This is a genomic window from Bacillus sp. FJAT-27445 (assembly GCF_001510665.1).
Taxonomy (GTDB): domain Bacteria; phylum Bacillota; class Bacilli; order Bacillales; family Cytobacillaceae; genus Bacillus_D.
This window is the reverse complement of the sequence record NZ_LMTI01000002.1, coordinates 13,361-26,202: the sequence shown is the minus strand read 5'-3', so window position 1 is coordinate 26,202 and position 12,842 is coordinate 13,361. Positions and strand designations below refer to the sequence as shown.

At 43.4% G+C, this 12,842-nt stretch carries 10 protein-coding genes; 9 read left to right on the top strand and 1 reads right to left on the bottom strand.

All coding sequences use genetic code 11. The features are described from left to right. Positions 1 to 291 precede the first annotated feature (291 nt). Entirely contained in the window at positions 292 to 912 is a 621-nt protein-coding gene (gene cdaS / locus AR337_RS04725) for a sporulation-specific diadenylate cyclase CdaS (protein WP_059170887.1), read from the top strand. 298 nt (positions 913 to 1,210) lie between these two features. On the opposite strand, the gene AR337_RS04720 is transcribed toward cdaS, so the two are convergent. After that, positions 1,211 to 3,376, bottom strand: coding sequence for a DNA topoisomerase III (locus AR337_RS04720; RefSeq protein WP_059170886.1), 2,166 nt, complete (start codon positions 3,374 to 3,376; stop codon positions 1,211 to 1,213). Positions 3,377 to 3,979: 603 nt separating this feature from the next. Here AR337_RS04720 and AR337_RS04715 point away from each other — a divergent pair. The 8 genes from AR337_RS04715 to AR337_RS04680 all read left to right on the top strand — a co-directional run bounded on the left by AR337_RS04715 (position 3,980) and on the right by AR337_RS04680 (position 12,768). Next, on the top strand, positions 3,980 to 5,665 hold the full coding sequence (locus AR337_RS04715) for a formate--tetrahydrofolate ligase (protein ID WP_082686850.1): 1,686 nt from the start codon (positions 3,980 to 3,982) through the stop codon (positions 5,663 to 5,665). Positions 5,666 to 5,784: 119 nt separating this feature from the next. Beyond that, positions 5,785 to 6,315 (top strand): hypothetical protein, encoded by a 531-nt coding sequence (locus tag AR337_RS04710; protein WP_059170885.1) that lies wholly within the window; start codon positions 5,785 to 5,787, stop codon positions 6,313 to 6,315. A 20-nt stretch (positions 6,316 to 6,335) separates the two neighbouring features. Beyond that, positions 6,336 to 6,812 (top strand): glutathione peroxidase, encoded by a 477-nt coding sequence (locus AR337_RS04705; protein WP_059170884.1) that lies wholly within the window; start codon positions 6,336 to 6,338, stop codon positions 6,810 to 6,812. 105 nt (positions 6,813 to 6,917) lie between these two features. Continuing rightward, positions 6,918 to 7,766 (top strand): DegV family protein, encoded by an 849-nt coding sequence (locus tag AR337_RS04700; RefSeq protein ID WP_059170883.1) that lies wholly within the window; start codon positions 6,918 to 6,920, stop codon positions 7,764 to 7,766. Between the two features lie 611 nt (positions 7,767 to 8,377). Then, positions 8,378 to 8,977 (top strand): HD domain-containing protein, encoded by a 600-nt coding sequence (locus AR337_RS04695; RefSeq protein WP_059171544.1) that lies wholly within the window; start codon positions 8,378 to 8,380, stop codon positions 8,975 to 8,977. Then, positions 8,974 to 10,854 carry an ABC-F family ATP-binding cassette domain-containing protein gene (locus AR337_RS04690; protein ID WP_059170882.1) on the top strand — a complete coding sequence of 627 codons (1,881 nt, stop codon included), beginning with the start codon at positions 8,974 to 8,976 and terminating at the stop codon, positions 10,852 to 10,854. The genes AR337_RS04695 and AR337_RS04690 overlap by 4 nt, the downstream gene beginning before the upstream one ends. A gap of 270 nt (positions 10,855 to 11,124) precedes the next feature. Beyond that, positions 11,125 to 12,258, top strand: a complete 1,134-nt coding sequence (locus AR337_RS04685) for a conserved virulence factor C family protein (RefSeq protein WP_059170881.1) — start codon at positions 11,125 to 11,127, stop codon at positions 12,256 to 12,258. 75 nt (positions 12,259 to 12,333) lie between these two features. Beyond that, positions 12,334 to 12,768: a BrxA/BrxB family bacilliredoxin gene (locus AR337_RS04680; RefSeq protein ID WP_059170880.1), complete on the top strand. Its 435-nt coding sequence runs from the start codon at positions 12,334 to 12,336 to the stop codon at positions 12,766 to 12,768. Positions 12,769 to 12,842 lie beyond the last annotated feature (74 nt).

Here is a 12,842-nt window from a genome sequence, read left to right as displayed (position 1 = left end):
AGGTGAATAACTTCAACAAAATCGTAGATTTGGTTGGGGTAAGTATTATCCAATTTGTTTAAATGCTTACTTCATTCTGCGTATGGGTTTGCATTCAGTGTCCTTAACCGATATAGCCTTTTAATTTTTAAGGAATATCTCAGCTCCTTTTCTACAAGTGAATAATACAGGCTCAGCAAGTAAAACTTAAGGTAGGAACAAGCTAAGAATGAAATAACTTGCCTTCTTATTTAATTCAGTCCTAAATTTAACCATCCATAAAAAAGTGATTACAAAAAAGAAGGTGTCTCTGTGAACCAGGATAATTGTGACTTTTCACCGATGAAACTATCGTTAAAAAAGGATATCAGCCAAGTTATATCTGCCCTACAGAGTAGCTTAGAAACAATGGATAATGAAAATTATTGCCTCCTTGGAAATTTTGAAAAAATAAAAAATCAATTTGTACAAGTCGAAATGACCGCTGCTTCCTTTTATTTAAACTGCTATTTATCCCCGTTTACTGATAAATACCCGGAATTATCAATTTGTGTGCAAAATATGTCGCTTCGGAAACATGGCGGATTAATTGTCATTGAGCGTGAAGATTCTCTTGAACCGTTAATTCATCCTGGTATTTCAATAGGTGCAGAATTAAGCCATTCTTTATTAGAATCAATCTTTTTTCCCGGAAATCCTTTACATGACGGCGCTGTGTTGGTTAGTCAAAATCATATCGTTTCCGCTGCTAATGTCCTCCCACTTTCAGACAGATATATGGGAGATAAAAAACTAGGGACACGTCATCGGGCTGCCCTAGGGCTATCAGAAAAGTGTGACGCTCTTGTACTTGTTGTATCTGAGGAGACGGGTAGAATTACATTTGCTTTTAAGGGGAGCTTACACCCAATCACAACAGGAGAAATAATCTAAAATATATTCATGAATCTCCTCAATCCGAAATTAATTTTAGTGGGGAAAAGCAAGAAGGGGATTTGTGGACCTAATTGAAAGCCATCTTTCAGGTTATCAAAATGTAATCGGGAGTTATATGGCGGCTCAGCGCGATCTGGGCAAGTAGATGTAGCAAAAAGCTTATCGGCTGTCTAACAGTCTAATTATTAAATAATAACCCTTATTCTCAAAAAACTGCCCCCGAAAATGTTGGATTTTATGGGGCAGTTTTGTTTCGGTAAAAACACATCATACGAAAAATCCGTAAGCCATGGTCTCATTTGTTAAACCGAAATTCTATTTTGTTTTGATTTTCATTCCAAAGGATGGCAGCATCAAATGCCTTTTCACCTTTTTTAAAATTCTTTATTACGTTCGTTTCCCCGTTTTTTAAAAGCTTTTCCATGTTTGCTTGCGAAATGGTTTTACCAAGTATCTTTTTTGAAATGGAAAACTTGCAATTCGAAACTTTATAGTTTGTACAACCATAAAATTTACCGAAATCCAGTATTTTTCCACTGCACAATCTGCATTTGCCGACTACTGTTTTCACTTTCTTGTTATACTTATTATTTTGGGGAATATTTTCAACTTGGATATCCTCAAAAGACCAATGAACCTTTTGTTCTATCGCATCTGCCATTAATTTTTGTGATAATTTTTTCACTTGCTCTAAAAAGATTTTTGGAGAAGCTTTCCCTTCACCAATTTCCGATAGCCTCTGTTCCCATTTCCCTGTCATACCAGGAGAGGCCAAAATGCTTTCCCCTAATGCTTCTATCAGCAGCATCCCTTTTGGAGTTGCAAATACTTGGTTTTTGCTGACTTCAATATAATTTCGATCCTTTAACAGGTTAATGATACCAGCTCTCGTTGCCTCTGTTCCCAACCCTTCAGTTTTAGCTAACACTTTTTCCAATTCATTATCATCCAAATGCCTTCCGGCGGTTTTCATCAATGTGATTAAATTTCCTTCTGTGTATCTTTTAGGTGGCTGGGTTTCTCCTTTTTTAATATCGGTCTTCGTTACCCGCCCCGATTCTCCCTCTTGTAAGCTAGGGAGGATTTGCGCTTCGTCCGAATCTGAATTTTCTTTGGAATAATAAATAACTTTCCTCCAGCCTTCCTCGATTTGTTCTCTCCCTTTCGTAATAAACTCTGCCCGGCCGGCAACCAACGAATGGATAGTTGTGTAATTAAAGACCGCATTGGAATAATGAGCGGCAATTACTTGCCGTACAATTATGTCGTATATCCTTGCTTCATCCGGGGGTAACTTTGAAATATCAGGTACCTGTTCAGTAGGAATGATGGCATGGTGGTCCGTTACTTTTTTTTCATTTACATACCTTCTGTTATTAATCAGTGAAGCGGAGGGAGGGGGCAAGAGATCCTCATATTCCTTAATTCCGCTCAATTGATTTAATATGCTGGGAAGTCCTTTTGCTTCTTCGTTCGTTAAAAATTGAGAGTCTGAACGCGGGTAAGAAACGGTCCCTTTCAGATAGAGCTTTTGCAATACGTCCAGTGTTTTCTGTGGTGAAAACTTCAACGTTTTATTTGCGGTTGCCTGAAGAGCTGAGAGGTTAAACAGTAAAGGCGGCTGATACTCTTTTCTTTCTTTTTTTACGTTCGTTATTTTTGCATCTTTATTTTTACAAAAAGCAGCAATTGCAATTGCCTGCTTCTCCTCCAAAACCCTAGTCACATTGTTCTTATGCCATTTTCCTTTTATTGTTTTTCCGTCGTAGTCAAAGGTTGCTTCCACTTCCCAAAAGGGTTCTGGCTTAAAATTAGCAATCTCATGCTCTCTTTTGACTATTAATGCTAGGGTGGGGGTTTGTACCCGGCCAATAGAAAACACAGCGTTTAATCCTTTTTCTTTTAGTAAAATGGTGTAAATTCTCGATGAATTAATTCCTATTAACCAATCCGCGCAAGACCGGCTTAATGCTTCATAATAAATGTCGCGTGTTTCCTCTTCAGAAAGTAAATTTGAAAACCCTTTCTTTACTGCACCCTCCGTTAAGGAAGATATCCAAAGGCGTTTCATAGGTTTGGTAACTCCGCAAACCCTAATTATCGTCCGTATGATTAATTCGCCTTCCCGCCCTGCGTCCCCGCCGATGATAATCTCCGTGACATCTGCCCGTTTTAAAAGATTCTTGATGATAGTAAACTGTTTATATTTTGTTTTTGTAACTTTATATTCAAATCTTTCCGGAATGATTGGCAATGTATCTAAAGACCACTTTTTCCAAGTTGGATTATATTCTTCCGGCGGTTTTAATTCACAAAGATGCCCTATAGCCCAAGTAATTAACGCCCCATTTGGAAAATAGGAATTGGGTTTGACTTCAAAATAACCTGGTTTTTTACTAAAGGAAAAGGGAGCTGCCAGCTTAGCCGCCTGATCTGGTTTTTCTGCAATTACTATTTTCATAAATTGTTCTCCTCTATCTAAATATTGAACATTCCCAAAGATAAAGCACTGGGATTCTTTATTACAAACTTCCAAAGGAATCCGCAGTGACGGAACTTGGCCGAACAACTCCTAATGGAATAACTCTTTTATCATAAAAATAACCCTATATTCCTATTATATCGAACGAAGGTTCCTTAAACAAAAGGTGCGTTGGATAAAAACTATAAAAAAATTGAAAGATTGGTATATCTAAATACATGCTTGTTTCGACATTACTATCATCATTATCTGAAGGAGGGGGTTCTTGTTCCTTTGAAAACTATAAAATAGAACATTGTGGAGAACTCGAAATAAGTTATCGTAATCCAGCTCCAGCGCCTAGCCCCTCGAGGTCTTAAGCCGGTTCCCTCCGGAGGGCAGGCCCTTCCTGCGGGCCCCGTCTTAATCTGGTCGGGGCTGACCAAGGCGCTTGCGCATTTTATTCGTGAAATCGTGTCCTTTTTTGCCTTAATTGGGAAAGAATATTTGAAATAGGATAAATATCACTCACTTCTTGTTTAGTATTTGTTACAATAGAATGGCAGTTGCTACAATTCAATCAGGGAATGCGGGGGATTTTTTTTGGAAAAAACGAAGCACAAATCCGATATTGAAATTGCTCAAGAATCAAAAATGCAGCCCATTACAGAAATTGCCGCGAAAGTCGGGCTAACGGAGGACGACCTTGAATTGTACGGTAAGTACAAAGCAAAGCTTTCCACTGACGCATTGAACAAACTGAAAAATAAGCAAAGCGGTAAAATCATTCTTGTAACCGCTATCAATCCGACGCCTGCGGGTGAAGGAAAATCCACGGTAACTGTAGGCCTTGGCGATGCCTTCAACCGAATCGGAAAAAAAGCAATGATTGCGATGCGCGAACCTTCTCTTGGCCCTACAATGGGCATTAAGGGCGGTGCGGCTGGCGGCGGTTATGCACAGGTGCTGCCTATGGAAGACATCAATCTTCATTTTACAGGCGACCTTCATGCCATTACGACAGCAAATAATGCATTGGCGGCTTTGATAGACAACCACCTGCAGCAGGGGAATGAGCTGCGGATTGACCAACGGAGGATTGTCTGGAAACGTGCCGTTGATTTGAATGACCGGTCGTTAAGGAAGGTCATCATTGGACTCGGCGGCCCAATCCAGGGTGTGCCGCGTGAAGATGGCTTTGATATTACTGTCGCTTCGGAAATCATGGCGGTGCTCTGCCTGGCAACAGATATGGCTGACCTGAAAAGAAGGCTTTCTCGTATGGTTGTCGCTTACAATGATAAAAAAGAGCCTGTTACAGCAGGGGACTTAGGTGTTGAAGGCGCGCTTGCCTTGCTGCTGAAGGATGCGATTAGGCCGAACATCGTCCAAACAATCGAGCATACACCGGCGATGATCCATGGCGGCCCATTTGCGAATATCGCACATGGCTGCAACTCTGTCATTGCGACTACAACTGCGACAAAGCTTGCTGATTATGTCATTACAGAGGCCGGGTTCGGAGCGGACCTTGGCGCGGAGAAATTCCTTCATATTAAGTCACGCAGTGCAGGAATCCGCCCTGAAGCAGTTGTCATCGTTGCGACAATACGTGCGCTGAAGATGCACGGCGGAGTTCCTAAGACGGAGCTTGGCAAAGAAAATATTGCCGCTCTTACCCTTGGTTTCGCCAATCTAAAAAAGCATATCGACACCATTAAAGAGTTCGGGCTTCCTCCTGTAGTGGCCATCAACCGTTTTGTTACCGATACCGAAGAAGAAGCGAAAGCATTACTGGCATGGTGTGAAAAAGAAAATGTACCTGCCGCGCTGACAGAGGTTTGGGAAAAAGGCGGAGAAGGCGGTATCGACCTTGCGGAGAAGGTGCTTAAGGCCATCGAAGAAACCGAAAACAACTTCCAGCCGCTTTACGACCTAGCTGACCCAATCGATGAAAAGGTCAGGACAATTGTCCAAAAGGTTTATGGCGGAGAAGATGTCGAATTCTCTTCGAAAGCGAAAAAGCAGCTTGAGGATTTTGAAAAGCTGGGCTGGTCCAACCTGCCTGTCTGCATGGCTAAAACGCAATACTCACTATCTGATAATCCTACTCTTCTCGGCAAACCTTCCGGGTTTACAGTTACAGTCCGGGAGTTCAAGCCTAGCATTGGCGCTGGCTTCATCGTTGCCTTGACTGGGGAAGTCATGACAATGCCTGGATTACCGAAAAAACCGGCAGCCATGAACATGGATGTTGATGATAAAGGAAATGCAGTAGGTCTGTTCTAAAGTAGAATGACAATACATCATTACGGGGAGGCTCCTGTTTAAGGGCCTCCTTTTTAATATTTTTACGAGTTGAAAATAGATATAACAGTAGGAATTTTTCGGAAAAGAGGGTGAGGCAATTGTTTGATCCAACAGCGTTTGATAACATGAAGGTAATTATTGAAGGAGCTATCTATGACCTTGATTTTGCAGGGGACATCCTTATTGTGGACAGGAAGGACACCATTGACCTGGCCAAGCTCTCAAGAGAGTTCTCTTTGTCCTTTCAAGCAAGGGAATGTCCTGGGGTTGAGGCTGAACTCCGGCTGGGCGCCGGCCTTGATAACCTTGCCTCGGAGCTATTGCCAGGAACAGGCGGCGGCCTTGCAGGATGTGAACTTTACCTGTTTTTTAAGGCAACACATAAGAATTCTCCTTCCCTATACCGATTGATTGATACCTTTGTAAGATCAATTTGGGGTGCAGAGCGCAGAATCAGCCAGACGGTCAGCTGGGATCCACTTGCTAATCAAGGAGAAGTTAGAAATGAGATCTTAGTTGACTTCAATAGGCTTGTAACGGAAGTGCAGTTAGAGGAGCTCAAGGATATTCCTGAATACATGGCAGAAACGGTTCAAGGCTTGTACACTTTGTTGTTGGAGAGCCAATGATTTAGATTGGGGGAATGTAAATGTCCATATATCAATTCAATGCCCTCTCGATTGCGGGCGAAGAAATTCCATTAAGCAGCTATGAAGGCAAGACAGTCCTGATTGTCAATACCGCAAGTAAATGCGGCTTCACACCACAGTTTGGCGAGCTCCAGGAGCTATATGAGACATACAAAGATCTTGGTTTTGTCATTCTTGGTTTCCCTTGTAATCAATTTATGAATCAGGAACCGGGCAGCGAGGAGGAAATTGAGTCCTTTTGCAGACTGAATTACGGGGTGACTTTCCCGATGTTTGCCAAGGTCGAGGTGAATGGAGAAGACGCCCACCAGCTCTTTTCCTATCTCGCAAAGGAAGCGCCTGGTATAATGGGGAGCAAAAGCATTAAGTGGAATTTCACAAAATTCTTAATTGGCCGGGATGGGAAACCGGTCAAACGATTTGCGCCAAATGATAAACCCGTGGATTTGGTAAAAGACATTGAGTATTTACTCTGAAAACTATGATTTTTCAGAAAATAAATATTATAATAGTTTTATTAGGAGTTAAACTACATAGATAAAAAATGTTGCTTGCCTATAAGGAAAAAGGGGGAATTTTTTATGAAAAAAATAGCCTGGGTTACAGATAGTACAGCTTATTTGGACGATGAATTAAAAAATAATCCGGATCTTTACACAATACCGCTGTCCGTCATTCTCGACGGCCAGGAGTATGCGGATGGCATCGACCTGACTGCAGAAGAACTGTATGCAAAACTGCGCGAGCTGAAAACACCGCCGAAAACATCCCAGCCATCAGTCGGAGCCTTCAAGGAGCTTTATGACAAATTGGCGGAGGATTATGATCAAATTATCGCTGTTCTGCTTTCTTCTAAGCTGAGCGGCACGGTTTCTTCCAGTGAACAGGCAGCCCAGCTTGTTGATGTACCTGTAACAACTATCGATTCGAAGGTACTCGCGTTTCCTTTATCAGCTCTTCTCAAGAAAGGCATCGCGCTGGACCAAGAGGGGAAAACCGTAGAGGAAATCAAGCAGGAGCTTGAAAAGCATCGCGATGAGAATGAAACGTACGTACTAATTGGAAGCCTTGAACAACTGCACAGGAGCGGTCGAATGGGCGGGCTTCAATTCTTCCTCGGCAGCATGCTCAGCATCACGCCAATCGTCTCCATCGAAAATGGCGGATTAGAGACAAAAGAAAAGGTAAGGAATACGAAAAAAGCGAAGGAAAAGATCGAAGGGTATATGAAAGCAGCGTACGAAACTCATAATTTCAAAGAAGTTTACATTTTGTACGGCCTTCACGAAGAAGCAGCCCTTGAATGGCAAAAGGAATTGGAGCCAAAGTTTCCAAACCTAACATTCCGCCGCTGCCCGCTAGGCGCCACAATTGGAGTTCATGCAGGTGAAAATACACTTGGAATCAGCTGGTACCATAACATTGACTGAAGTGCCGATTTGGCACTTTTTTCTGTTTATAGATTTAAATGCAGGTTCCGTGAAGCTGTTGAGGAAATATGGAGGATATCGACGAGTAGGGGGGATTTTTCGAAGTGAATCCGTCTTTACAAGGGTTCTAAAGACGGATTAAGAGAACTTTACAAGGCGAATCGGTCATTACAGGGGTTCTAAAGACCGATTGAGGTATCTTTTCGAAGTGAAACGGTCTTTACAGGGGTTCTAAAGACCGATTGAGGTACCTTTTCGAAGTGAAACGGTCTTTACAGGGGTTCTAAAGACCGATTGAGGTACCTTTTCAAAATGAATCGGTCTTTACAGGGGTTCTAAAGACCGATTGAGGTACCTTTTCGAAGTGAAACGGTCTTTACAGGGGCTCTAAAGACTGAATGAGGTACCTTTTCGAATCGTATCTGTCTTTATAAGGGTTCTAAAGACGGATTAAGAGAACTTTACAAGGTGAAACGGTCCTAACAGCGGTCCTCCTATAAGCGGGAAAGATTCACCCTGCAGTTCTTTTCATGGTAAAATAGCAGGATGAAAGGGAGTGCGGTTTTTTGGAACGAGTAATTGCCGAAATAGAGCATTATGTAAAAAAAGAAATGGGCCATGATGCCACCGGGCACGATTGGCACCATGTCGACCGGGTTAGGAATAATGCCCTCCAAATCGCGAAAAGGGAATGCGCCGGCAACCTGGACATAATTGAAATGGCCGCACTGCTTCACGACATCCCGGATGAGAAATTAAATGAATCCGCGGAAGCGGGCCGGAAAAAGCTAGACTGTTTTCTTGAGTCGCTCGGACTTGATGGAACGGACAAACAAAAAATCAACGAAATTGTCTATTCGATTTCATTTAAAGGCGGGCAAAGCCGGGAGCTGCCTTCCATTGAAGCAAAAATAGTGCAGGACGCAGACCGGCTTGATGCGATTGGCGCTATCGGGATTGCACGTGTTTTTGCCTTTGGAGGTAAGAAAGGCCAGCCGATTTATGCACCGGAACTTGGAATTCGCGAGACAATGACGCTTGAAGAATATAGGAACGGAAAATCTTCAAGCATAAACCATTTTTATGAGAAACTCTTGAAATTAAAAGACCTATTGAACACCGATTCAGCCAGGAATATGGCAGAGGAACGCCAACTATTTATGGAATCCTTCCTCGAACAATTTTACAGAGAGTGGGATTGCTTTTTATGAAAATGCTTACTATTGAAAACCTCTCTAAAACGTATGGTGAGAAGAATTTATTTAAAGGCATTTCTCTTACCATAGTGGAAAAGGAGAAAATTGGACTAATTGGGATAAATGGTACTGGGAAATCTTCTTTATTGAAGATTATTGCCGGTTTGGATGACTCGGACTCTGGAGAAATTACCGCAGCCAAGGATTACACGATTGCCTATCTGGACCAGCAGCCTGATTTGGATCCGGAACTAACGGTGCTTGACCAGGTATTCCATGGGGATGCACCGGTCGTGAGGACGTTGAGAAAATACGAAGAATGCTTAGCAAGGCTTGAAGCATCTCCGGAAAATTCGCAAATTCAGGAAGAACTGTTTACGTTGCAGAAGGAAATGGATACAGTAAATGGCTGGGATGCCAGCACAAACGCAAAAACGATTTTGACAAAGCTTGGGGTCGAATGGTTTTCGAAAAAAATCGGCGAGCTGTCGGGCGGGCAAAAAAAGCGGGTCGCTCTAGCGGGAGTCCTGATTGAGGCGCCGGATTTGCTCATCCTAGACGAGCCTACCAACCATTTGGATTTCAACTCCGTCAAATGGCTTGAGGATTACCTGAAAAGCTACAGCGGTTCAGTTCTGCTCGTAACCCACGACCGCTATTTCCTTGACCGCGTCACCAATCGAATCATTGAACTGGACGGGGGCAACCTGTATACCTATAAAGGAAACTATGCTAGTTTCCTTGAAGCGAAAGCGATTCGAGAGGAAAACGATGCTGCCACGCATGAAAAGAAGAAAAACCTATTCAGGCGCGAACTCGAATGGATTCGCAGAGGCGCGAAGGCCAGGACCACTAAGCAAAAGGCCCGTATCGGCCGTTTTGAAAAATTGGAGGAGCAAGTTTCAGGTTCCAGAAGCACCGAAAAAGTCGATATCTCCTTAAGTGGGAGCCGGCTGGGTAAGCAGGTGTTCGAACTGAAGGATGCTAGCAAGTCTTTTGGCGGTACGGTTATTCTTAACCAGTTCAACCTGCTTGTTAAACCGGGTGACAGACTCGGTATCATCGGACGGAACGGGACTGGAAAATCGACTCTCTTGAATATTTTGGCTAAAAGAATCCCCCTGGACAGCGGGGAATACGACATGGGCCAAACGGTGAAAATCGGTTACTATACCCAGGAAAATGAAGATATGGATGACAGCCTGAGGATGATTGAATACATCAAGGAAACGGCACAGGTCATTGAAACGACGGATGGGAAAACGATTTCCGCTTCCCAGATGCTTGAACGGTTCCTATTTCCTCCATCTTCGCACGGTACGCCAATCCGGAAGCTCTCGGGAGGGGAAAAGCGCCGGTTGTATCTGCTGAAAATCCTTATGGATGCTCCTAATGTTCTCCTGCTTGACGAACCAACGAACGACCTGGACACACAGACCCTGACCGTGCTCGAGGACTATCTCGATGATTTTCCAGGCGTTGTTATCACTGTATCGCATGACCGGTATTTCCTGGATAAGACTACCGAGCAGCTGCTAATTTTAGAAGGCGGGGGTAAAATCGGGTCGTTTTACGGAAATTATTCAGAGTATCTTGAGCAAGAAGAGGCGTTAAAAGTAGATTCTGCAGCAAAACCTGCAGTGGAACAGCCTGCCAAAGTAAAGGAAAAGAAGAAAAAGATGTCCTATCAGGAACAAAAGGAATGGGAAACAATAGATGATAAAATTGCATCGGCAGAGAGCCGTCTCGAGAAAATTGCCGCTGAAATTGGTTCAACAGGCAGCAATTTTGAGCTTGCCCATAACCTGATGAAAGAAGAAACAGAGCTTAATGAGGAGCTTGAAAGGCTAATTGAGCGCTGGTCGTACCTTTCCGAAATCGCGGAAGGTTAATATTTCGGTTATCAAGAATGTTTTAACTTAGATTGCATGGTGGACATTTATAGTCAATGTTATGAAGACAGTTTTGATAGGAAATCATGGCTGAAAGTGTCTTCATCGAGGTAATGAAGACAGTTTGGAGAAGTTTTCCTGTCTGAAAGTGTCTTCATCAAGACCTGATCTCCCTTATAGAAGGGTGCCGCCAGTTTTTCTTCCCACTATGAGATTTCAATAAATGAAATAGGAAATCCATTATGTTACAGTGAATGTGAGGTGAACAAAGTGAAAATAAAATCAATTGAGCCGACCCCGAGCTCGAATACAATGAAGATTAACCTTGACCAGGAACTGCCCATGGGGAAGAGCCATAATTATAAAAAAGAAAACCTGGATGGAGCTCCTCCTGTTATAAAAAAGGTTTTAGAAATAGAAGGGGTTAAAGGTGTTTACCACGTTGCCGACTTCATCGCTGTGGAAAGGAACGCGAAATACGATTGGAAGGATCTGCTCGCAAAAGTACGGGAAGCTTTCGGCGAGGATGCCGAGAGCGAAAATGCCGGAAGCCCCCTTTCCTCCAATTTTGGCGAAATCCAGGTTCAAGTACAAATGTTCAAGGACATTCCACTACAGGTGAAATTGATGGATGGATCTGAGGAAAGGCGCTTCGGGATGCCGGCTGCATTCCTTACTGCCAGGGAAAAGGCCCAGCTGGAAGGCGAAAATTACATTCTGATTCGAAAATGGCAGGATTTTGGCATTCGCTACGGTGACTTTGACCAAATCGGCAACGAGGTTGTTGAAGAACTTACTGCCGCCTATCCTGAGTCTCGGCTTGCCGAACTTGTAAAAACGGCCCAAACCGGCGGAGCTGCAGTGCAGGCCAGGCAACCTAGAAAGCGTACTAAGATTACAGCTGAAGACTTGGATAATCCTGACTGGAGGATCCGCTACCAAAGGCTCGAGCAAATGCCTGATCCGGAACTGGAGGATTTGCCGCTTCTTGAAAAAGCATTGTATGATGAGAAGCCGTCAATCCGGAGGCTTGCAACAGTATATCTCGGCATGATCGAAGACAAGGCCGTTCTTCCGTACCTTTATAAAGCATTAAAGGACAAAACTGTTACAGTAAGACGGACTGCAGGAGACTGCTTGTCCGACCTTGGTTTTGCGGAAGCGGGGGCAGCTATGGCAGAAGCGCTTAAGGACTCGAGCAAACTCGTTCGCTGGCGCGCGGCGATGTTTCTTTTTGAAGAAGGAGAAGAGTCTGCATTAGATGCCCTGAAAGAAGCAGCAAATGACCCCGAATTCGAAGTTGCCATGCAGGCGAAGATGGCGATTGCAAGAATTGAAGGTGGAGAGGAAGCAAAAGGATCGGTTTGGAAACAAATGACCGAGGCAAGGAAAGCAAATTTATAATGTTGGATTGGAAGTTAGATTTTGGAACAGTAGAAAATTATAGTATGCTAAAGAATAGAAATGGAGGGATTTAGTATGTCTATGGCATATGAAGAATATATGAGGGAAATGGTCAAGCCAATGCGCAAAGAATTGACCAATGCTGGTTTTGAGGAGCTTAAGACCCCTGAAGAAGTAGATGCGTTCATGAAAGATGGAAAAGGTACCGCTCTTGTGGTTGTCAATTCAGTTTGTGGTTGTGCGGCTGGCCTTGCTCGTCCAGCAGTAACCCAGTCAGTATTGAATAGCGAAAAGAAGCCGGATCATCTAGTAACGGTATTTGCCGGACAGGATAAGGAAGCTACAGCAAAGATGCGTGAATATTTCGGAGGGATTGAGCCATCCTCGCCATCCGTAGCCCTGTTAAAGGACGGACAGGTTGTCCACTTCATTCCAAGGCATGACATTGAGGGAAACACAATGGAAGGCGTAATGGAAAACCTCTTGTCCGCTTATGAAGCCAACTGCTAAAAGGATGCCTTAGGGCGTCTTTTTTTCGCTTAAAGAGGTTTTGAATTTTTCCGAAAATGCGTGTATAAAACTGC

Bases quoted from the DNA above. Each gene is read 5' to 3' on its own strand.
- AR337_RS04720 (WP_059170886.1), bottom strand. From the start codon at position 3,376: ATGAAAATAGTAATTGCAGAAAAACCAGATCAGGCGGCTAAGCTGGCA.
- AR337_RS04705 (WP_059170884.1), top strand. From the start codon at position 6,336: ATGTCCATATATCAATTCAATGCCCTCTCGATTGCGGGCGAAGAAATT.
- AR337_RS04700 (WP_059170883.1), top strand. From the start codon at position 6,918: ATGAAAAAAATAGCCTGGGTTACAGATAGTACAGCTTATTTGGACGAT.
- AR337_RS04695 (WP_059171544.1), top strand. From the start codon at position 8,378: ATGGGCCATGATGCCACCGGGCACGATTGGCACCATGTCGACCGGGTT.
- AR337_RS04690 (WP_059170882.1), top strand. From the start codon at position 8,974: ATGAAAATGCTTACTATTGAAAACCTCTCTAAAACGTATGGTGAGAAG.
- AR337_RS04680 (WP_059170880.1), top strand. From the start codon at position 12,334: ATGTCTATGGCATATGAAGAATATATGAGGGAAATGGTCAAGCCAATG.